The 17845-nt window shown below is 70.8% G+C and carries 17 protein-coding genes and 2 pseudogenes; 5 read left to right on the top strand and 14 right to left on the bottom strand.

What is annotated here, in order from left to right; all coding sequences use genetic code 11:
- Positions 1 to 302 precede the first annotated feature (302 nt).
- From OG202_RS14240 to OG202_RS14225, 4 genes are all read right to left on the bottom strand, one after another.
- On the bottom strand, positions 303 to 1283 hold the full coding sequence (locus OG202_RS14240) for a DUF6891 domain-containing protein (RefSeq protein ID WP_327730106.1): 981 nt from the start codon (positions 1281 to 1283) through the stop codon (positions 303 to 305).
- A 97-nt stretch (positions 1284 to 1380) separates the two neighbouring features.
- A complete protein-coding gene (gene glnII, locus OG202_RS14235) occupies positions 1381 to 2409 on the bottom strand; it encodes a glutamine synthetase (RefSeq protein ID WP_326583313.1) in 1029 nt (342 codons plus the stop codon).
- A gap of 309 nt (positions 2410 to 2718) precedes the next feature.
- Positions 2719 to 3429 (bottom strand): hypothetical protein, encoded by a 711-nt coding sequence (locus tag OG202_RS14230; RefSeq protein WP_327730107.1) that lies wholly within the window; start codon positions 3427 to 3429, stop codon positions 2719 to 2721.
- 163 nt (positions 3430 to 3592) lie between these two features.
- Entirely contained in the window at positions 3593 to 3952 is a 360-nt protein-coding gene (locus OG202_RS14225) for an arsenate reductase family protein (protein ID WP_326583315.1), read from the bottom strand.
- Positions 3953 to 4128: 176 nt separating this feature from the next.
- Here OG202_RS14225 and OG202_RS14220 point away from each other — a divergent pair, with 176 nt between their 5' ends.
- Positions 4129 to 4443 (top strand): hypothetical protein, encoded by a 315-nt coding sequence (locus OG202_RS14220; protein WP_045555419.1) that lies wholly within the window; start codon positions 4129 to 4131, stop codon positions 4441 to 4443.
- Positions 4444 to 4731: 288 nt separating this feature from the next.
- Positions 4732 to 5379, top strand: a complete 648-nt coding sequence (locus OG202_RS14215) for a DUF4360 domain-containing protein (protein ID WP_326583316.1) — start codon at positions 4732 to 4734, stop codon at positions 5377 to 5379.
- 317 nt (positions 5380 to 5696) lie between these two features.
- Here OG202_RS14215 and OG202_RS14210 read toward each other — a convergent pair.
- Together OG202_RS14210 and OG202_RS14205 are read right to left on the bottom strand one after the other, a co-directional pair.
- Positions 5697 to 6236 (bottom strand): annotated as a pseudogene (locus OG202_RS14210) (DNA glycosylase AlkZ-like family protein).
- Positions 6237 to 6422: 186 nt separating this feature from the next.
- Entirely contained in the window at positions 6423 to 7406 is a 984-nt protein-coding gene (locus OG202_RS14205) for a phosphotransferase family protein (protein ID WP_327730108.1), read from the bottom strand.
- 175 nt (positions 7407 to 7581) lie between these two features.
- Between OG202_RS14205 and OG202_RS14200 the strand changes: the two genes are divergently transcribed.
- Positions 7582 to 7875: a hypothetical protein gene (locus OG202_RS14200; RefSeq protein ID WP_326583318.1), complete on the top strand. Its 294-nt coding sequence runs from the start codon at positions 7582 to 7584 to the stop codon at positions 7873 to 7875.
- Positions 7876 to 7927: 52 nt separating this feature from the next.
- Here the strand turns inward: OG202_RS14200 and pspAB are convergent.
- The 3 genes and pseudogenes from pspAB to glnA all read right to left on the bottom strand — a co-directional run.
- Positions 7928 to 8074 (bottom strand): annotated as a pseudogene (gene pspAB, locus OG202_RS46505) (PspA-associated protein PspAB); the annotation flags it as partial.
- A gap of 34 nt (positions 8075 to 8108) precedes the next feature.
- Entirely contained in the window at positions 8109 to 8366 is a 258-nt protein-coding gene (locus OG202_RS14195) for an SCO2583/SCO2584 N-terminal domain-containing protein (RefSeq protein ID WP_327730109.1), read from the bottom strand.
- A 137-nt stretch (positions 8367 to 8503) separates the two neighbouring features.
- Positions 8504 to 9913 carry a type I glutamate--ammonia ligase gene (gene glnA, locus OG202_RS14190; protein ID WP_326583341.1) on the bottom strand — a complete coding sequence of 470 codons (1410 nt, stop codon included), beginning with the start codon at positions 9911 to 9913 and terminating at the stop codon, positions 8504 to 8506.
- A gap of 196 nt (positions 9914 to 10109) precedes the next feature.
- On the opposite strand from glnA, the gene OG202_RS14185 reads away from it, so the two are divergent.
- The gene (locus tag OG202_RS14185) at positions 10110 to 10577 is read left to right on the top strand and encodes an RDD family protein (RefSeq protein ID WP_326583342.1); all 468 of its coding nucleotides are present in this window, start codon (positions 10110 to 10112) and stop codon (positions 10575 to 10577) included.
- A 166-nt stretch (positions 10578 to 10743) separates the two neighbouring features.
- Here OG202_RS14185 and OG202_RS14180 read toward each other — a convergent pair whose 3' ends face one another.
- The 4 genes from OG202_RS14180 to lipB form a co-directional block, all read right to left on the bottom strand.
- On the bottom strand, positions 10744 to 11445 hold the full coding sequence (locus OG202_RS14180; RefSeq protein WP_326583343.1) for a DUF4191 domain-containing protein: 702 nt from the start codon (positions 11443 to 11445) through the stop codon (positions 10744 to 10746).
- A gap of 198 nt (positions 11446 to 11643) precedes the next feature.
- Positions 11644 to 11847, bottom strand: a complete 204-nt coding sequence (locus OG202_RS14175) for an SCO2195 family GlnR-regulated protein (protein ID WP_326583344.1) — start codon at positions 11845 to 11847, stop codon at positions 11644 to 11646.
- A 267-nt stretch (positions 11848 to 12114) separates the two neighbouring features.
- A complete protein-coding gene (gene lipA, locus OG202_RS14170) occupies positions 12115 to 13080 on the bottom strand; it encodes a lipoyl synthase (RefSeq protein ID WP_327730110.1) in 966 nt (321 codons plus the stop codon).
- Between the two features lie 355 nt (positions 13081 to 13435).
- On the bottom strand, positions 13436 to 14227 hold the full coding sequence (lipB, locus tag OG202_RS14165; RefSeq protein ID WP_326583346.1) for a lipoyl(octanoyl) transferase LipB: 792 nt from the start codon (positions 14225 to 14227) through the stop codon (positions 13436 to 13438).
- 453 nt (positions 14228 to 14680) lie between these two features.
- Here lipB and OG202_RS14160 point away from each other — a divergent pair, with 453 nt between their 5' ends.
- A complete protein-coding gene (locus OG202_RS14160) occupies positions 14681 to 16120 on the top strand; it encodes a regulator (protein WP_326583347.1) in 1440 nt (479 codons plus the stop codon).
- Positions 16121 to 16179: 59 nt separating this feature from the next.
- Here the strand turns inward: OG202_RS14160 and OG202_RS14155 are convergent, their stop codons facing one another.
- Positions 16180 to 17577, bottom strand: a complete 1398-nt coding sequence (locus tag OG202_RS14155) for an NAD(P)/FAD-dependent oxidoreductase (RefSeq protein ID WP_327730111.1) — start codon at positions 17575 to 17577, stop codon at positions 16180 to 16182.
- Positions 17578 to 17845: the final 268 nt, after the last annotated feature.

Here is a 17845-nt window from a genome sequence, read left to right as displayed (position 1 = left end):
GTCCGGGAAACCTCGGCGACCGAGTTCGTGGTCGGTTCCGCCGAGGGACGTACGTCGTTCCGCGCCGACCGAAGGCCGGGGTGTACGGCTTTAGAGGGCCGGCGCGTTCATCGCGCGGCAACACACCCGGTCGAAGTCGTGGTGCTGACGGGAAGGCCAGAAGGGCTCGAGGTCATGGCGACCCGTCGCGCGTCGGTTCTGGAGGCTGGCCATGGCCCCATTGAAGCAGAAACACGCCTGCCGCAGGAGCCTCCTCTCACTGCTTGGACGCTTCTCCGGCATGACCGGAGTGTGTCGTGGCCTCAGCCGACCAGGCGTTTGTGCCAATGGAGCGGGGTGACGGTGATGGCCTTGGTGGGATCTCCGTCCCACTCCGCGGACAGACCCTCCGCCGCGAGGGCCGCCACGACCTGCCGCCCGACCGCCGTGGTGGTCTCGGCGGCGTCGTCGAACCCGCCGTACAGCAGCATCAGTCCGTACCCGGCGGCGGCGCCCTCGGTGCACTGCGAGTGGAAGAACACGAATCCCCGGGCGTCCGGCGAGCCTTCGGCGCCTATCTCGGTCGTACCGCAGTTGCGGCAGCAGGTGAAGTTCTCCCGGGCGGTGATGCCGTGCGCCGACTGGAGCGCCTCGAAGGCGCGGGTGAGCCGCTCGGGGTCGGTGACCCCGTCCCAGGTCTCCTGCTCGGCGAGCCGCTCCACCCAGAGCCGGTCGACGAGCTGCCGGGCCTGTGCACGGGAAACGGGCCGGGCGTCGCCGTCCACGAGATACTCCTCGGCGGCCTCGCTCAACCGGGCCCGGTCGTCGTAACCGCAGCGCAACAGCTCCCGCACCCGCTCCTCGACCTGCTCCCGTACGTCGTCCGGGAGTTCCGGCACCTCCTCCGGGGCGTCGTGCTCGACGGGGGTCCACTCGATCCCGGTCTCCCAGCCCGGCGTCCGCCGCGCCCAGCCGGTCATGGCCTCGGCCACCCGCTCCGGGTCGGTGAGGACGGCCCCGAAGAACCGGTCGCGGTCCTCCCGGTACTCCAGCTGGTACTCGCCGTCCGCGCCGTCGTCGGCCCGCTCGTGCCAGACCTGGACGAAGACGTCCGGGATGTCCGGTATCCGCTGCACGACCAGGAAACGGTCGCCCCGGTCCCCGATCCGGCACACCAGCTCGCGCAGCCGCTCCGCCGAGATCCGGGCGTGCTTCTCCCCGGTCTCCGTGTCGACCTTGACGGCCAGCCGGGCGGTGCCGGAGGGCTCGTTCGTACGGGCCGGATCGCCCCCGTGGATCTTCATGCCCCCACCATGGCACGCCCCACTGACAACGCCGGAGGGCGCCCACCGGAATCGGTGGACGCCCTCTCGGAACCTCGGGCTCGAAGAGCCCGGTGGATCAGACCTGGCCGGCCTTGTCGAGCGCGGTGCAGCAGGTGTCGACGATCAGCCGCGTCACGACGTACGGGTCGACGTTGGCGTTCGGGCGGCGGTCCTCGATGTAGCCCTTGCCGTCCTTCTCGACCTGCCACGGGATACGGACCGAGGCGCCACGGTTGGAGACACCGTAGGAGTACTCGTTCCACGGGGCGGTCTCGTGCAGACCGGTCAGGCGGTCGTCGATGCCGGCGCCGTAGTTCTTGACGTGGTCGAGCGGCTTCGAGCCCTCGCCCAGCGACTCGCACGCGGTGATGATCGCGTCGTAGCCCTCGCGCATCGCCTTCGTGGAGAAGTTGGTGTGCGCACCGGCGCCGTTCCAGTCACCCTTGGCCGGCTTGGGGTCCAGGGTGGCGGCGACGTCGAAGTCCTCGGCGGTGCGGTAGAGCAGCCAGCGGGCCACCCACAGGTGGTCGGAGACCTCCAGCGGGGAGACCGGGCCGACCTGGAACTCCCACTGGCCGGGCATGACCTCGGCGTTGATGCCGGAGATGGCGAGACCGGCCGCCAGGCAGTTCTCCAGGTGGGCCTCGACGATGTCACGGCCGAAGATCTCGTCGGCGCCGACACCGCAGTAGTAGCCGCCCTGGGGGGCCGGGAAGCCGCCCTTGGGGAAGCCGAGCGGCGTGCCGTCCTGGAAGAACGTGTACTCCTGCTCGATGCCGAAGATCGGCTCCTGCGCGGCGAACTTCTCGGCGACCTCGCGCAGCGCGGCACGGGTGTTGGACTCGTGCGGCGTCATGTCGATGTTGAGGACCTCGCAGAGCACGAGGACGTCGTCGCCGCCACGGATCGGGTCCGGGCAGGAGAAGACCGGCTGGAGCACACGGTCCGAGGAGTGCCCCTCGGCCTGGTTCGTGGAGGACCCGTCGAAGCCCCAGATCGGAAGCTCGGCACCCTTGGCGTCGTCGGCCAGAATCTTCGTCTTGGAACGGAGCTTGGCCGTCGGCTCGGTGCCGTCGATCCAGATGTACTCAGCCTTGAAGGTCACGGGCCACATCCTTCGGGGTGTGTCACTAGGCGCATGTGCGGGTGCTGCGGCGCTGCGGCACTGAAACGCCGCGCTGATGCCGGGCAGCCTGTCAACACGCGATTTCCCGGTCATTGCTCGAATGTGAACCCCGTGTTACCTGGGGCCTCTGTGGCGCGACTCACGTCACGACGGACGCGCTGGTCGGGCGCCTGCGCCGGGCGCGTGAGGCCGGCCGCCGCTCCGTGCGGGGCCGGCCTCCCTGGACGACGGTCGCCTGCTCTTCACCTCACCGTTACGAGCGGGCCCGCCCCGTCGTCCAGGACGGCGTCACCCCACCTTCTCGATCAGTGCGCGGCGGATCAGGAACTTGCCGGGCTCCCGGACCTCCTCGAAGGCGGAGTTGTTCAGCAGGACACAACTGCCCGAGACCGAAGTGACCTCCACGGTCGTGGACTTGTTGTTGTCCAGGTTGGTCACCCGCAGCTTCGTACCGGCGGGGAACTCGTTGCTGGACGCGGCCGGGGCGCCGCCCTCACCGGAGAGGGTGACGGTGGAGCCGTCGCAGACCTGCTCGCCGGCCCCGGCGTTCCCCGTGCCCCCGGCGCCGCCCGTGTCACCGGCGTTCCCGGCGCCGCCTGCGTTCCCGGCGGCCTCGTCGCCCTGGGGGTCCTGAGCCGACCCCCCGGTCTCCGTGGCCGGCGCGGAGGGCTGCGCGGGCTGTGCGGCCTGGGAGCCCTGAGCCGACTCCCCGACGACGCAGTCCGACGCCCCCTGCTGGACCTTGATCTGGGCGATGACCGCCTCGCGGTTGGCGATCCGGGCCGCCGACTGGGCGTCGGGGTTCGCCTTCTGGTCGGCGATGAACCGCTCGTTGTTGCCGAGCGCGGTGGCCAGGCCCTGGCAGACACTGGAATCCGCCGCGCTCTGCGCCGCGTTCGACGTGGCCGCCATGGCGAAGGCCCCGCCTCCCGCCACCGCCGCCGCGGTCACGAACAGTGCGACCTTCTTCTTCGTGCTGAGCGTTCTCCTACGCGACATGCGCGCCTCCTGTTCCCGGTGGGCCTTCGGATCGGCCGCCGGATCGGACGAGTACGCCGCTATGTACGAGATATCGAACGAAACTGCTCAACGGTCACAGCGAACTCTCAAGTAACCCACGTCACACCAAGGTTGAGGACCCGGCCCGCCGAACCGCCGCCCGCTACCTGGACAGGGCGTCCCGTACCGCCTCGTCCGTGCGGGCCACCACCGCCGTACCGTCGTCCGCGGTGATGATCGGCCGCTGGATGAGCTTCGGGTGCTCGGCGAGCGCCTTGATCCACCGGTCGCGCGCGCCGGCCTCCCGGGCCCACTCCTTAAGGCCGAGTTCCTTGGCGGCGGCCTCCTGGGTGCGGGTGATGTCCCACGGTTCGAGCCCGAGGCGGTCCAGTACGGCGCGGATCTCGTCCTCGCTGGGGACGTCCTCCAGGTAGCGGCGGACGGTGTAGTCGGCCCCCTCGGCGTCGAGCAGGCCGATCGCGCTGCGGCACTTGGAACAGGCCGGATTGATCCAGATCTCCATGCCGCCCACCGTAGCCAACCGGGCGCGAAAACCCGTGTTCCACCCCTGTCACAGGACCCGTCAGAAGCCTTCTGGCCAGGGGCGATTGTCAGTGGGGGGTAGTAAAATAGAAGCAGTGTTCGAGGGTTGCCGACGGGGGATTCCGGCGGTGCCCAGACCGCGACAGGAGGATGTCCGTGCCCGCTGCCGCACTGAAGTCCAAGCCGCTGCCCACCCAGTCCACCGTTCAGCATCCCGTCCTGCTCGACCTGCCCTACGCGCCGGTGGTGAAGCACACGCTGCCGCCGGGCCGTCCGCGTGAGTGGTACATCACCCACAACCGGCGCCTGAAGGCCATGCGCCTCGCGATCGCCCTGCTCGACTCCGGTGTCCACATGCCGAACCAGGCGCGCAACGAGACGATCCGGAGCACGGCGGAGGTCATCGGTGTGCATCCGCCGTCGGACACCACGTGCCACATGGTGCGGGCCCTGATGCGCTACAGCCGCTGACGCCGCCCGCCGGATTCTCCGGTGCCGTCCACTCCGAGGGGGTGGGCGGCACCGCTGCGTCGAGCGGATGCCGGCGTTCGCGGGGGCTCGGCGGGCTGGGGGAGGGAAAAGGGCGATCTCCGGCCGCCAGGGTTGGCCGGAGATCGCCCTAGCCCTGCCCTCCCGGGGTCCATACGATGCGGTCGCCCCTCGGTCTTCACAGCTCTTTCACAGGCTGCGCTCTCGCTGGCCGTGGGGTTCTGGCGCATGCCTATTGACATGTGCATGACTCTGATCGGAGAACCCCCCATGGTTCGTGGTCTCCTCCTGGGCGGCGCCGTCGCCGCCCTCTTCGCCAGTGCGCTGCCCGCGCAGGCCGAGTCCCCGTTCGAGGACCCGCCCCCGGACAAGATCGTCATCAAGGTCGCCACGGTGAACGGCTCCGGCTGCCCCCAGGGCACGGCCGCGGTCGCCGTCTCGCCGGACAACACCGCGTTCACGGTGACCTACAGCGACTACCTCGCCCAGGTCGGCGGCGGCGCCCCGTCCACCGCGTTCCGCAAGAACTGCCAGCTCAACCTGATCGTCCATGTGCCCGGCGGCTTCACCTACGCCATCGCCAGCGTCGACTACCGAGGCTTCGCCTCGCTCCAACGCGGCGCGACCGGCACGGAAAAGGCTTCGTACTACTTCCAGGGCTCCCCGGACACCGCCTCCAGAACCCACGCGTTCAACGGCCCCTACGAGGACAACTGGCAGGCCACGGACGAGACCGACTGGGCCCAACTGGTGTGGGCCCCCTGCGGAGTCGAACGCAACTTCAACATCAACACCGAGTTGCGCGTCAACCGGGGCTCGTCGCCGGCGAGCAGCACGAGCTTCATGACCATGGACTCCACCGACGGCGACATCAGCACGATCTATCACTTGGCCTGGAAGGAGTGTCCCTCCGAGTGAGCCGGTTGCCGGGTGCCCTTCTGCGTCTCGGGCACCCGGCGCTGGTGTGAGCCCCAGCCACCGGGGGCTGCGCCCCCCGGGCCCCCTCGCGCTCGGCGGCGGCCGGGGCGGCGGGTTGTTCGTCCGCGGGCCGGTGGGGGCTGCTCGCGCAGTTCCCCGCGGGCCTGAAAAGCAGGGGCTGCGCCCCGTGCTTTTCAGGCCCGCAGGGGCCGTGTCTTCCAGGGGCGCGGGGACCTGCGCGAGCAACCACGACGGAGCCGCCCCCGCCACACAACCGTCCCCCGGACCTCTCCCGCTCTCCCGCTCTCTCGCGAACCTCACGCCAACTCCCTCTCCAACGGCGTCCGGAAGCGCGGCGTGACCCTCGTCGCCCCCACCCACCCCCGCAGCCGCAGCCTCCGCGCGGATTGCCTCCTCGGCCTCCCGCCGCACCCCGTCCGGGTCCAGCACACCGACTCCTCGACCTCCTTCAGCCAGGCCGCGTCCGGGGCCCCCGCCGCCATGTCCTTCAGCAGCGAGGCCCGTTCCCTGGCGGCGACCGTGATGCCGGTCGAGGCGTGCACCACGGCGGTCAGCTCCGTCGGAAACACGAACACGGTGTGCCGCATGCCGTGCATCCGGACGAGCGTCCGGTCCGCGTACAGCGCACGTTCGGTCTAGGCCACCGCCTGCCCCGGGTCGGCGAGCCGCGCGCCCACCGCCAGAAACACCGTCGCGGGATCCGAGCCGTGCAGCGCGACCAGTGAATCGGCCACCTCCTCCGGGCCCGTCACCCGTACCGATCCGGCCAACCGCTGCCGCAGGCCCAGCCGCACCCGCCGCTCGGCCACTCCGACATGCCGCTGCCCGTCACCCATGCCCGCCGCCTCCACCCGTATGCCCGCGTCCACCCCTGAGCCCCCGGCTCCCAGCCCCGAGCCCTCACGTCCTCTGAAGTCCCGAACGCCTCCGAAAACCGGAGTCCTCGACCGCATCCTCCCGGACGCCACTGACAACCGGGCGGCCCCGTGACTCGGGCACCAGCCGACCGCCGCCCCGCCCCGTCACGCGTACCGCTCCCACACCCCGCCCACATACGCCTCCAGCCGCGCCCCCAGCACCTCCGGCGTCAGATCCGTCCGCCCCAGCTCCCGCCAGGGCACCGCGACCTTCTCCGCGTCGGGCGCGTAGGCGAGCGCGTCCAGCAGCCGCCAGTACAGGTGGTCCTGGTCCTGGGCCAGTCGACGCCCGCCCCGAGCCTCGTACCGCTCACGGAACCCGAGCCCGTACTCGGCCCCGTACAGCAGGGTCGACGCGGTCGAGCAGTGGGCGACATCGAGATCCGCGGGTCCCCACGAGGTCTCCACCCAGTCCACGACGCCGCTGATCCGCAGAGCCCCGTCCGTGCCCGCGTCCGTGTCCCTGCCCGTGTCCGTGCCCGTGTCCGTGCCCGCTTCCGTGCCCGTGAACAGGACGTTCCCCGGATGGAAGTCCCGGTGCAGGAAGCACCCTTCGTACGCCGGTGCCTCCCGCCGGATCACGTCCACGGCCCGCTCCCACAACGGGCCGTCGGGCGTGGTGACGCGCTCGGGCGAGGTCCAGGCCTGATACGTACGAGGCCGTTCCGCCGGCACGACCGCGTGGATCCGGGCGAGTTGCCCGGCGAGCAGATCCAGCCGCGCCTCCAGGTCCGCGTCCTCGTCCACCCGCACCGACCCCGGCAGCAGGGACATCAACAGCGAGGGATGGTCGGTGAGTTCGGCGGCCGGGTCGACGGCGTACAGGCGTGGCGTGGGGATGTCGTCGTACGGTGCGAGCAGGGTGAGTATCGCGGCTTCACGGTTCAACAGCCCTGGGGCGTGCAGCCGGAAGAACGGTTTCACGAACGACCGCAGGACGAGCCCCGTCCCGTCGTCGAGCGTCAGCCGGCGCATCCGGGAGGTCCAACCGCCGCGCAGATCCGTCCAGTTCCGCAGGCGGCGGCCCTCCGGAAGCTGCTTGTCCACCCACGTACGAGTAGCCGCCCATTCCTGACCATCGAATCCCATGGGCCCAGCATCTCCGATAAATGGGATGCCCCCGCACCCGTCACACGAGCATCCTGGACAGGCGCAGGGGAGTCCTCGGACACCGGACCCACGCAGGACGGGGGCCACTTTCCGGCCCCGGGGCTACTCTTCCACGCACAGTCATCACCCACGCCACGCCCCGAGGAGTCCCGTCATGGGCACCTTGATCCTTTCGGCGACCGCGGTTCTGGTCGTCATGGGTTTCTCCAACCAAGTCCTCTGGCTGGCCGCAGTCGCCCTGCTCTACCTGTACGTCCGCTACGGCCGCACGGGGGGAGGCTCGGCGACGTCCTCGTCGGGTTCCCCGACGAGCGGCGGCTCGGCCCAGCCCGCTTCCTACCGCGCGTACCGCGATCGCCGTGACCAGCAGGCGAAGTGGGAGCGCCGCTATCGCCGCGAACGGCCTGTCTCGACCCGTCGGCAGGACCGCGACAAGAGCGGCAAGTAGGTAGAGCGGGGGAACCGGAGCGACGAGCGAGCAGGCGGGGCCCCGGGGCCGGTCACAGCCCCGGGGCACCCCGGATCGGGAACCACCGGCTCAGCTCGGGCTCGACCCGCGGCTCGTCCCCGAGCGCCGCCCGGACCCGCGGCGCCGGCGCGTTGTCCCGCCGCCCCGCGCCCGGCAGCGGCGCGAACGGATGGAACGTGCGCCCGGGTGCCGGCCGACGGGGGGCGGGGGGCTCAGTACGACGACCGATAGTTGATGTAGCCGATCAGCGCGATCAACCCTGCCACGCAGCCGAAGACGATCACCGTCGACACCCACGACGACCGGCGCGGAGCGACCGGGCCGGGGTCGGCGCGGAAGGGCTGGGGTTCGGGCGGGTTCTCCTTCCAGCGCGCGGCCAGCATCCGGGCCCGTGCGGAGGGCTCCTTGTGCTGTGCGTCGTCCGCCCACTTGATGTCGAACTCGCGCTCGTCGTCGTCCTGTTCGGGCATCCCCGTGTCTCCCCGTCGTCTCTCGAACAGTCGTGCCAGAACCATACGACGGCGCCCCCGTCCCGAAAAACGGGAACGGGGGCGGAGTCGAACGACCGGCGGCCGATCGGGACCTCACGCGCGGGGCGCGGGCTCGATCACACGTCGAAATAGAGCTCGAACTCGTGCGGGTGCGGGCGCAGCTGCAGCGGGGCGATCTCGTTGGTGCGCTTGTAGTCGATCCACGTCTCGATCAGGTCCGGCGTGAAGACGTCGCCCTGGAGGAGGAACTCGTGGTCGCGCTCGAGGGAGTCGAGGACGGCCGGGAGGGAGGTCGGGACCTGCGGGACGCCCGCGTGCTCCTCGGGGGCGAGCTCGTAGAGGTCCTTGTCGATCGGCTCGGCCGGCTCGATCTTGTTCTTGATGCCGTCGAGGCCCGCGAGGAGGAGGGCCGAGAAGGCGAGGTACGGGTTGCCGGAGGAGTCGGGCGCGCGGAACTCGACGCGCTTGGCCTTCGGGTTCGAACCCGTGATCGGGATACGCATGGCGGCGGAGCGGTTGCGCTGCGAGTACACCAGGTTCACCGGGGCCTCGAAGCCCGGGACCAGACGGTGGTACGAGTTCACCGTCGGGTTGGTGAAGGCGAGCAGCGACGGGGCGTGCTTGAGGATGCCGCCGATGTAGAAGCGGGCGGTGTCCGACAGGCCCGCGTACCCGGCCTCGTCGTAGAAGAGCGGGGAGCCGCCCGTCCACAGCGACTGGTGGACGTGCATGCCCGAGCCGTTGTCGCCGAAGATCGGCTTCGGCATGAAGGTCGCGGTCTTGCCGTTGCGCCAGGCCACGTTCTTCACGATGTACTTGAAGAGCTGGAGGTCGTCGGCCGCGGCGAGCAGCGTGTTGAACTTGTAGTTGATCTCGGCCTGGCCGGCGGTGCCCACCTCGTGGTGCTGGCGCTCGACCTGGAGGCCGGACTTGGCCAGCTCCAGGGAGATCTCGGCACGCAGGTCGGCGAAGTGGTCGACCGGCGGGGTCGGGAAGTAACCGCCCTTGTAGCGGACCTTGTAACCGCGGTTGTCCTCCAGCGCACCGGTGTTCCAGGCGCCCGCCTCGGAGTCGATGTGGTAGAAGGACTCGTTCTCCGAGGTCTTGAAGCGCACGCTGTCGAAGACGTAGAACTCGGCCTCGGGGCCGAAGTACGCGGTGTCCGCGATACCCGTGGAGGCGAGGTACGCCTCGGCCTTCTTCGCCACGTTCCGCGGGTCACGGGAGTACTGCTCGCCCGTGATCGGGTCGTGGATGAAGAAGTTGATGTTGACCGTCTTGTCGCGGCGGAAGGGGTCGACGCGCGCGGTGGACAGGTCGGCGCGGAGCGCCATGTCGGACTCGTGGATCGCCTGGAAGCCGCGGATCGAGGAGCCGTCGAACGCGAGCTCCTCGGCCGGGTCGAAGGCCGTGGCCGGGATCGTGAAGTGCTGCATCACACCCGGCAGGTCGCAGAAGCGGACGTCGACGAACTTGACGTCCTCGTCCGCGATGTACTTCTTGGCCTCGTCGGCGTTCTGGAACATCCAGCTCCTCCTACTCCCGACGTCCTGCCGGGGTGGTAGTTCGTTCGTGCTGCCAGTGCGGTGGCACACGCTGTCGTCGACACTAGGGACGGGTGATTTCTCGTACGTGACCCATTTGTTTCGCACAAGTTAACCGGACATCCCGCCATGCACCCCACCTGTCCGTATGGCAAAACGGTCGCAGTACGGTGGGCGGGTGGACAAGAGGCAAGCACTCGGATCGTGGCTCTCCGGACCCCGCGCGGCGGCGGAAGACGCCGGAGTCGACTTCGGATACAGGGGAGAGCAGCTCGGTCTGCCGGAGGAGGGGCCCGGCTCCATCGCCCGCCCGGGCCGCCGCCTCGGCGCCCTCGCCGTCGACTGGGGCCTCTGCCTCTTGATCGCATACGGCCTGATCACCGACGGCTACGACCAGGCCACCAGCAACTGGGCCCTGCTCATCTTCTTCCTGCTCCACGCCCTCACCCTGGGTACGGTCGGCTTCACCCCGGGCAAGCGCCTCTTCGGCCTGCGTGTCGTCGCCCAGGGCACCGGCACCGTGAACCCCTGGCGCGCCCTCCTCCGCACGGCCCTGCTGTGCCTCGCCATCCCCGCCCTGGTCTGGGACCGCGACGGCCGGGGCCTGCACGACCGGCTGGCGCGCACCGTGGAGGTGCGGATCTAGCGCTGGAGCGTCGTACCGGTACGACGAGCTGGTACGACGAATCGGCACGACGAACTGGTACGACGAGCTGGTACGACGAGCTGGTACGACGAGCTGGTACGACGAGCTGGTACGACGATGGGGCGCCCGGAATACTCCGGGCGCCCCATCGTCGTACTCCGGTGGGTCAGCGGGCCTTCGGGCCACCCCTGGGCATGCGCATGCCCTTGGGCATCGGGCCCTTGGGGAGCGGCATGTTGCTCATCAGGTCGCCCATCGCCCGCAGCCGGTCGTTGGTGGCGGTCACCTGGGGGCCGGAGAGGACGCGCGGCAGCTTGAGCATCGTCGTGCGGAGCTTCTTCAGCTCGATCTGGCCCTCGCCGGTGCCCACGACCAGGTCGTGCACCGGCACGTCCGCCACGATGCGGGCCATCTTCCGCTTCTCGGCGGCCAGCAGGCTCTTCACCCGGTTCGGGTTGCCCTCGGCGACCAGGACGATGCCGGCCTTGCCGACGGCCCGGTGCACCACGTCCTGGCTGCGGTTCATCGCCACCGCGGGCGTCGTGGTCCAGCCGCGGCCCACGTTGTCGAGCACCGCCGCGGCGGCGCCCGGCTGGCCCTCCATCTGCCCGAACGCGGCCCGCTCGGCTCGCCGTCCGAAGATGATCGCCGTCGCGAGGAAAGCGAGCAGGAGGCCGAGAATGCCCAGATAGATGGGGTGACCGATCAAGAAACCGATCGCGAGGAAGACACCGAAGGTGATGATTCCGACAGCCGCGAGTACAAGACCGATCTTCTTGTCGGCCCTGCGGGTCATCTTGTACGTAAGAGCGATCTGCTTGAGTCGCCCGGGGTTCGCAGCGTCCGCTGCGGGTTCCTTCCTCGCCATGGCACGAAGTCTACGTGTCCGGGGAAGCGAGGACGACGGCGGTGCCGGTGGGGACCGGAGACCGGCGGCAGCGCTGGGGAAGCGGCGCCGGGCGGCGGCGGTGCCGGCGTGGAGCGGCGTTCGTGCGGGTCGTGCGCGCACAGGGGCGTGCGGGGTCGTACGGGGTCGTGCGGGTCGTACGGGGAACGGCTGCTCCGACTACGAGGTGCGCGACGTGACGACGGACTCGAGGACACGCTCGGTCTCGACACGGTCCTTGGCGCGGCGGCGGTCCTCCAGGACGGAGGTCCAGGCGTTACGACGGGCGGTGCGCTGACCGCTGCTCATGAGCACCGACTCGACGGCACGCAGTGCATCGGTGAACGACGGGATCGCTGTGGCACGGACGGGTGCGGCCTGCATGATGAGGTCCCCTCGGGATGGCTGCTCTGGCTAGGACCCTGTACCGGGTGTGAAACCAGGGTCACTGATTGGTGTTACCAGGGCGTGACCGACCGGTCAAACGCCCATGAAGCCTTGATGCGCGGCCCGCAAACCCCGACGCGGCCCTGACGGTGCCCTCATCTGCGAGGACGGTCAGGACCGCGGTCAATCGGCCATTACTGGCGAGTAGCTACTTGTGCTCAGATTCACACGATCTGCTGGCACTCCGTGCCATTTGGCCCGCGCTCAGACGGCCTGCGAAGCGACGTACGAACCACGCTTCTCGATGGCCATCTGGTAGAGGCGGCCGGCGCGGTACGAGGAGCGGACCAGCGGGCCCGACATCACGCCGGAGAAGCCGATCTCGTCGGCCTCCTGCTTCAGCTCGACGAACTCCTGCGGCTTGACCCAGCGCTCCACGGGGTGGTGGCGGACGCTCGGGCGCAGGTACTGGGTGATGGTGACGAGCTCGCAGCCGGCGTCGTGCAGCTGCCGGAGCGCCTCGCTGACCTCTTCACGGGTCTCGCCCATGCCGAGGATGAGGTTCGATTTCGTGACCAGACCGTAGTCGCGGGCCTCGGTGATGACCTTCAGGGACCGCTCGTAGCGGAAGCCGGGACGGATGCGCTTGAAGATCCGGGGGACCGTCTCGACGTTGTGCGCGAAGACTTCGGGGCGGGAGGAGAAGACCTCCTCCAGCAGCTCCGGGACGGCGTTGAAGTCGGGTGCCAGCAGTTCGACCTTGGTCTGGCCGTCCTCGCGCCGCGCCGTCTGCTCGTGGATCTGGCGGACCGTCTCGGCGTACAGCCAGGCGCCGCCGTCCGGGAGGTCGTCGCGGGCGACGCCGGTGATGGTGGCGTAGTTCAGGTCCATGGTGACGACGGACTCGCCGACGCGGCGGGGCTCGTCGCGGTCGAGCGCCTCGGGCTTGCCGGTGTCGATCTGGCAGAAGTCGCAGCGCCGGGTGCACTGGTCGCCGCCGATGAGGAACGTCGCCTCGCGGTCTTCCCAGCACTCGTAGATGTTGGGGCAGCCCGCCTCCTGGCAGACCGTGTGCAGGCCCTCGCTCTTCACGAGGCCCTGCATCTTGGTGTACTCAGGGCCCATTTTCGCCCGGGTCTTGATCCACTCGGGCTTGCGCTCGATGGGGGTCTGGCTGTTCCGGACCTCCAGGCGCAGCATCTTGCGTCCGTCGGGTGCGACTGCGGACACATCGGCTCCCTGCTGATTGCTTCGGGCGGTCTTCGATTCTTCGGCGTCCACCAGGGTACGCCCCTACGGTTCTCGGTCCCCGGGGTGGGCAACCTTGCGGTTGTGGGGCGTATTCCCTTCGCCCCCGCCGCCCTTACCCGTCCCATCCCAGGGGCTGCGCCCCTTCGACCCCCAAGGCGCGGGTGGGTGAGGGCTTCTCGCGCAGTTCCCCGCGCCCCTGAAAAGCAGGGGCTGCGCCCCGTGCTTTTCAGGCCCGCAGGGGCCTGAAATCCTTTAGGGGCGCGGGGAACTGCGCGACCAGCCCCACCGAACCCGCACCCGACAACGAACCGAACCTCCCGAGCCCTGGCGCGGACTACGCCGATGCCCGTTCGATCTCCCGCGGCTTCAGGTCCGCGTTCTCCAGGACCTCCCGCAGGTGCCGCTCGGCCACTGGCAACACCTCGGCGATGGTGACGTCACGGCCCAGTTCGCCCGCGAGGGACGCGACGCCGGCGTCGCGGATTCCGCAGGGGATGATCCGGTCGAACCACTTGTTGTCGGGGTTCACGTTGAGCGCGAAGCCGTGCATGGTGACGCCCTTGGCGACGCGGATGCCGATCGCGGCGATCTTGCGGTCCTCGCGCCGCTGCCCGGCGTTGGAGGGCGCGTACTCGGGCCCGTTCAGCCGCGGGTCGAACTCGTCGTCGGTCATCCGGGGGTCGAGGTCCAGCGCGAGCCCGCCGAGCCGCTGCTCGACCGGATCGCCGAGCACCCACACCCCGCTGCGGCCCTCCACCCGGGTGGTCTCCACGCCGAACTCCGCGCACGTACGGATCAGGGCCTCTTCGAGACGCCGTACGTGGGCCACCACGTCCACCGGGCGGGGGAGCTTCTGGATCGGGTAGCCCACCAGCTGGCCCGGACCGTGCCAGGTGATCTTGCCGCCGCGGTCGACGTCGATGACGGGGGTGCCGTCGAGGGGGCGCTCGTTGTCCGCGGTGCGCCGCCCGGCGGTGTAGACCGGCGGGTGCTCAAGGAGCAGCACGGTGTCGGGGACCTCGTCGACGAAGCGCGCCGCGTGCACCCGGCGCTGCTCGTCCCAGGCCTCCTGGTACTCGACGGCCTCCGTGTCGAACCCCATGCGGACGAACCGCAACCCACTCACGGCAAGCGCCTCCCTCGGCGGCACCGCCGGGCGGCGGCACCGCGATAGCCCGGTCAGGCGCGTGACGCGCCCAAGCCACTGTACGACCGTACGGTCGAGCGGTGTTCGAGTGGTGTCCGGCGCCGATGCCCCGCCCCGCCGTCCGCGCCCCCGTCCGCGCCCCCGTCCGTATGGCGGCCCGGCGACGGTCGTACGCGGCGCGGGGGTGAGGCCCGCCGCCCGTCGTACGGCACGGCCGCCCGGCGTACGAGGGCCCACGCCGGCGCATGTCGGAGGCCGACCGCGTCAGCCGTGCGGCAAATCCTCACACGATCGGATGAATGGATGCGGAAGTGTGCGATCGTGCGCTTACTCTCCGCTACATTCGCGCCGTTCACCAGGCCGCAAAAGGCTTCTCACCAGGCAATCCGGGAAACCCCGCCGACACCCGGAAGGCAGGAGACCGCACCGCAGATGACGGAACGACCCGCGCAGCGCACCCCCAACCGCCAGCTCGCCGCCCTCATCGCAGAAGCGGGGTTCTCGAACGCGGGACTAGCGCGCCGTGTGGACCAGCTCGGTCTCGAACACGGCCTCGACCTCAGATACGACAAGACGTCGGTCACCCGCTGGCTGCGAGGCCAGCAGCCCCGGGGGACGACACCCGCACTCATCGCCGAGGTGTTCACCCGCCGCCTCGGCCGCCGGCTCACCGCCCAGGATCTCGGCCTGGACGCCTGCGCACCCGTCTACGCGGGCCTGGAGTTCGCCGCCACCCCCGAGGAGGCCATCGACATCGTCGGCGGCCTGTGGCGCAAGGACTCCGGCAGCCATGCCGAACTCCGCAAGATCGCCTTCACGCCCGCCGGACTGGTCGTCCCCAGCCGCGACTGGCTGATCGGCCGTGCCGACGACCGGGTGGGCCGGGGTGATCCGGGCGCGACCCGGGTTCCCCCGCAGGGCCGCCCGGTCGTCCCCCGGCAGCGCAGTCAGACCGAGCGCGGCCCCGGCCAGAAGGTCACCGGCGGGGACATCGCCGCCCTCCGCTCGGTCGGGGAGCTCTTCCGCGCCCTCGACGACGCGTACGGCGGCGGCCACGCCCGCCAGGCCCTCGTGCGCTACCTCGAACACGAGGCCGAGCCCATGCTGCGCGGCGCCTACGGCGAGCAGATCGGCAGACGGCTGTTCGCGGCCGCGGCCGACCTGACCCGGCTGGCCGGCTGGACCTCGTACGACATCGGCGCGCACGGGCTCGCCCAGCGGTACTTCGTGCAGGCGCTCAGGCTGGCGCAGGCGGCGGGGGACCGGGCGTACGGGGCGTACGTGCTCGTCACGATGAGCCGGCAGGCGGTCTATCTGGGGCACGGGCGGGAGGCCGTGCAGCTCGCGCGCGTCGCCCAGCAGGGTGTCGGGTCGGCCGTGCCGCCGGTGGTGCAGTCGCTGCTGCACTCCGTCGAGGCGCGCGGGCACGCGGTGCTCGGCGAGGTGCGGGCCTCCACGGCCGCGCTGGTACGCGCCGAGCGTGCCCTGGAGACGGCCCGCCCCGGGGACGAGGTCCCGTACTGGGCGCGGTTCTTCGACGAGGCACAGCTCGCCGACGAGTTCGGCCACAGCCACCGCGACCTCCAGCAGTACCGGGCCGCGGCCCAGCACGCCGAACGCTCCCTGCAGTTGAGGGCGCCCGCCTATGCCCGCAGCCGTCTCTTCTGCCGCGTCGTCCTCGCCTCGGCCCGGCTCGGGCTCGGGGAGCTGGACCAGGCCTGCCAGCTCGGCGCGGAAGCCGCCGGGCAGGCCGCGGAGATGCGGTCCGTACGGGCCGTGGAGTACGTCCGCGACTTCGAACGCCGCCTGGAGCCGTATCGGGACGCGGCCCCGGTGCGGGGCTACCGGGACAAGGTGGCGGCGCTGGGGTAGTCGAACGGCCGGTGAGGGGCGCCCGGTTCCGCCGGGTGCCCCTCACTGCTGACGAGCTCTCACGCGGCCGTCTCCAGCGGCTCCTCCAGGAACGTCGGGTGGGCGTCCAGGTCGGTCAGGACGGCGTGGGCGGCTCGGCGGGCGGAGTGGAGGGCACCCTGGACGGTGCTGGTGTCGCGGTGGTCGCCGCACACGTAGAGGCCGGCCAGGAGGCGTACCGGGCGCCGCAGGTCGTGGGGGGCGGGCATCGCGGGGACGGCCTCGGGGACGTGGTGCGCGGCGAGGAGTTCCCACCGGGTCGTGGACGTGCGGTAGAGGCGGGCCAGTTGGGCCCGGACCGTGGCGTCGAGGTGCGCGGGGTCCGGGGGAGTGCCGAGGACCGTGGAGGTGATCAGGGCGCGGCCGGCCGGTGCCCGGCTCGGATCGACCTGGCTGATGACCGCCGTGTGCGAGACGGGCCCGCTGCGGTCGGCGTCGAGGAGCAGTGCCGGTTCGGTCAACGGGGGCTCGTCCGTGGCGTGGTGCAGCACCGTCACCGGGTGGAAGTCCGGTACCCGCAGCCCCGGCAGCAGTTCGGCGGCCGAGCGGGCGTCGGTGGCCAGCACCACCGCGCGGCAGGTGAGTTCACCGTGGTGCGCCGTCGTCACCGAGGTCGTGCTGATCCCGGTGACCTGGACTCCCGTACGGACCGAGCCCGGCGGCAGCGCGGCCGTGAGGAGTTCCGGAAGCGTGTCGGCGCCCCCCTCCGGGATGCACAGCCGGCCCGTCGCGAACGTGTGCAGGGCCAGGTCGGCACAGCGGCTGGAGGTCCCCAGCGCCGGGTCCGCGAGCAGCGCGGCCAGCAGGGGACGGACGAAACCGTCGATCGTCCGGGGCGGGAACCCCCGGGTCGCCAGTGCCTGGGCGGCCGGGACCTCCGCCCGCGCGAGGAGCCGCTCGGGCGCGGTCGCGGCGAGCCGGGCCAGGGCCATGGCCAGCCGGGACTGGTCCGCGGGGGCACCCAGCCGACCGGGCCGGGTGCCCGTGGAACGGCCTTGGGGGCGGCCCTGGTTCCGGGGGAGCCTGGGGGCGCTTGCGAGGGCGCGCGCGGCCGTAAGTGCGCCCCTCGCGCTTCGCAGGACAGGGGTGGCGCCGGCACGCTGATGACGGCCGTCGGCGTGCAGCAGGACGCCGGGGGCGAACGGACGCAGGGGCAGGATGTCCAGGCCCGGTGTACGGCGCAGTTCCGGGTACGACGTGGAGAGCGGATGCGTCGTCCGGTCGAGGCGAAAGCCGTCGATCTTCTCGGTGGACATACGGCCGCCGACGGCGGGTGCGGCCTCCAGGACGGTGGCCCTCAGCCCCGCCCTGGTCAGATGTCCGGCCGCAGCGAGGCCGGCCACGCCGGCTCCTACGACGATGACGTCCACGTCCTCCGTGTCCGCCTGGTACGCCGACTGGTGCACCGACTCAAGCACGTGCCCCTCCCGAGGTCGCGCGGCTGCGGGGGCTTTATGCCCCCAACACCCATCTGAAATACCTGAGTTCGGCATGAGAGTGAAGGCGGGGGCCGGTTCCGGGGAAGGAGCGTGTGACCTCGCACGGAGGCATGGGCGGGGTGCGTGTGCGCCGGGCGTTCGGGGGACTGAGGTTGTCGGGCGGGTGCGGGTCCGGTGAGGGCTGGTCGCGCAGTTCCCCGCGCCCCTGAAGATTCAGGCCCTCGCCGCCTGAAGGACCACGGCCCCG

The sequence above is a fragment of the Streptomyces sp. NBC_00310 genome (assembly GCF_036208085.1).
Classification (GTDB): domain Bacteria; phylum Actinomycetota; class Actinomycetes; order Streptomycetales; family Streptomycetaceae; genus Streptomyces.
The sequence above is the reverse complement of the archived record's forward strand: the minus strand, read 5'-3'. Positions and strand labels throughout refer to the sequence as shown.

Bases quoted from the DNA above. Each gene is read 5' to 3' on its own strand.
- OG202_RS14200 (WP_326583318.1), top strand. From the start codon at position 7,582: ATGGGCACCTTGATCCTTTCGGCGACCGCGGTTCTGGTCGTCATGGGT.
- OG202_RS14240 (WP_327730106.1), bottom strand. From the start codon at position 1,283: ATGAAGATCCACGGGGGCGATCCGGCCCGTACGAACGAGCCCTCCGGC.
- OG202_RS14195 (WP_327730109.1), bottom strand. From the start codon at position 8,366: ATGCCCGAACAGGACGACGACGAGCGCGAGTTCGACATCAAGTGGGCG.
- OG202_RS14175 (WP_326583344.1), bottom strand. From the start codon at position 11,847: ATGCAGGCCGCACCCGTCCGTGCCACAGCGATCCCGTCGTTCACCGAT.
- OG202_RS14230 (WP_327730107.1), bottom strand. From the start codon at position 3,429: ATGTCGCGTAGGAGAACGCTCAGCACGAAGAAGAAGGTCGCACTGTTC.
- OG202_RS14160 (WP_326583347.1), top strand. From the start codon at position 14,681: ATGACGGAACGACCCGCGCAGCGCACCCCCAACCGCCAGCTCGCCGCC.
- glnA (WP_326583341.1), bottom strand. From the start codon at position 9,913: ATGTTCCAGAACGCCGACGAGGCCAAGAAGTACATCGCGGACGAGGAC.
- OG202_RS14180 (WP_326583343.1), bottom strand. From the start codon at position 11,445: ATGGCGAGGAAGGAACCCGCAGCGGACGCTGCGAACCCCGGGCGACTC.
- OG202_RS14225 (WP_326583315.1), bottom strand. From the start codon at position 3,952: ATGGAGATCTGGATCAATCCGGCCTGTTCCAAGTGCCGCAGCGCGATC.
- OG202_RS14205 (WP_327730108.1), bottom strand. From the start codon at position 7,406: ATGGGATTCGATGGTCAGGAATGGGCGGCTACTCGTACGTGGGTGGAC.
- OG202_RS14215 (WP_326583316.1), top strand. From the start codon at position 4,732: ATGGTTCGTGGTCTCCTCCTGGGCGGCGCCGTCGCCGCCCTCTTCGCC.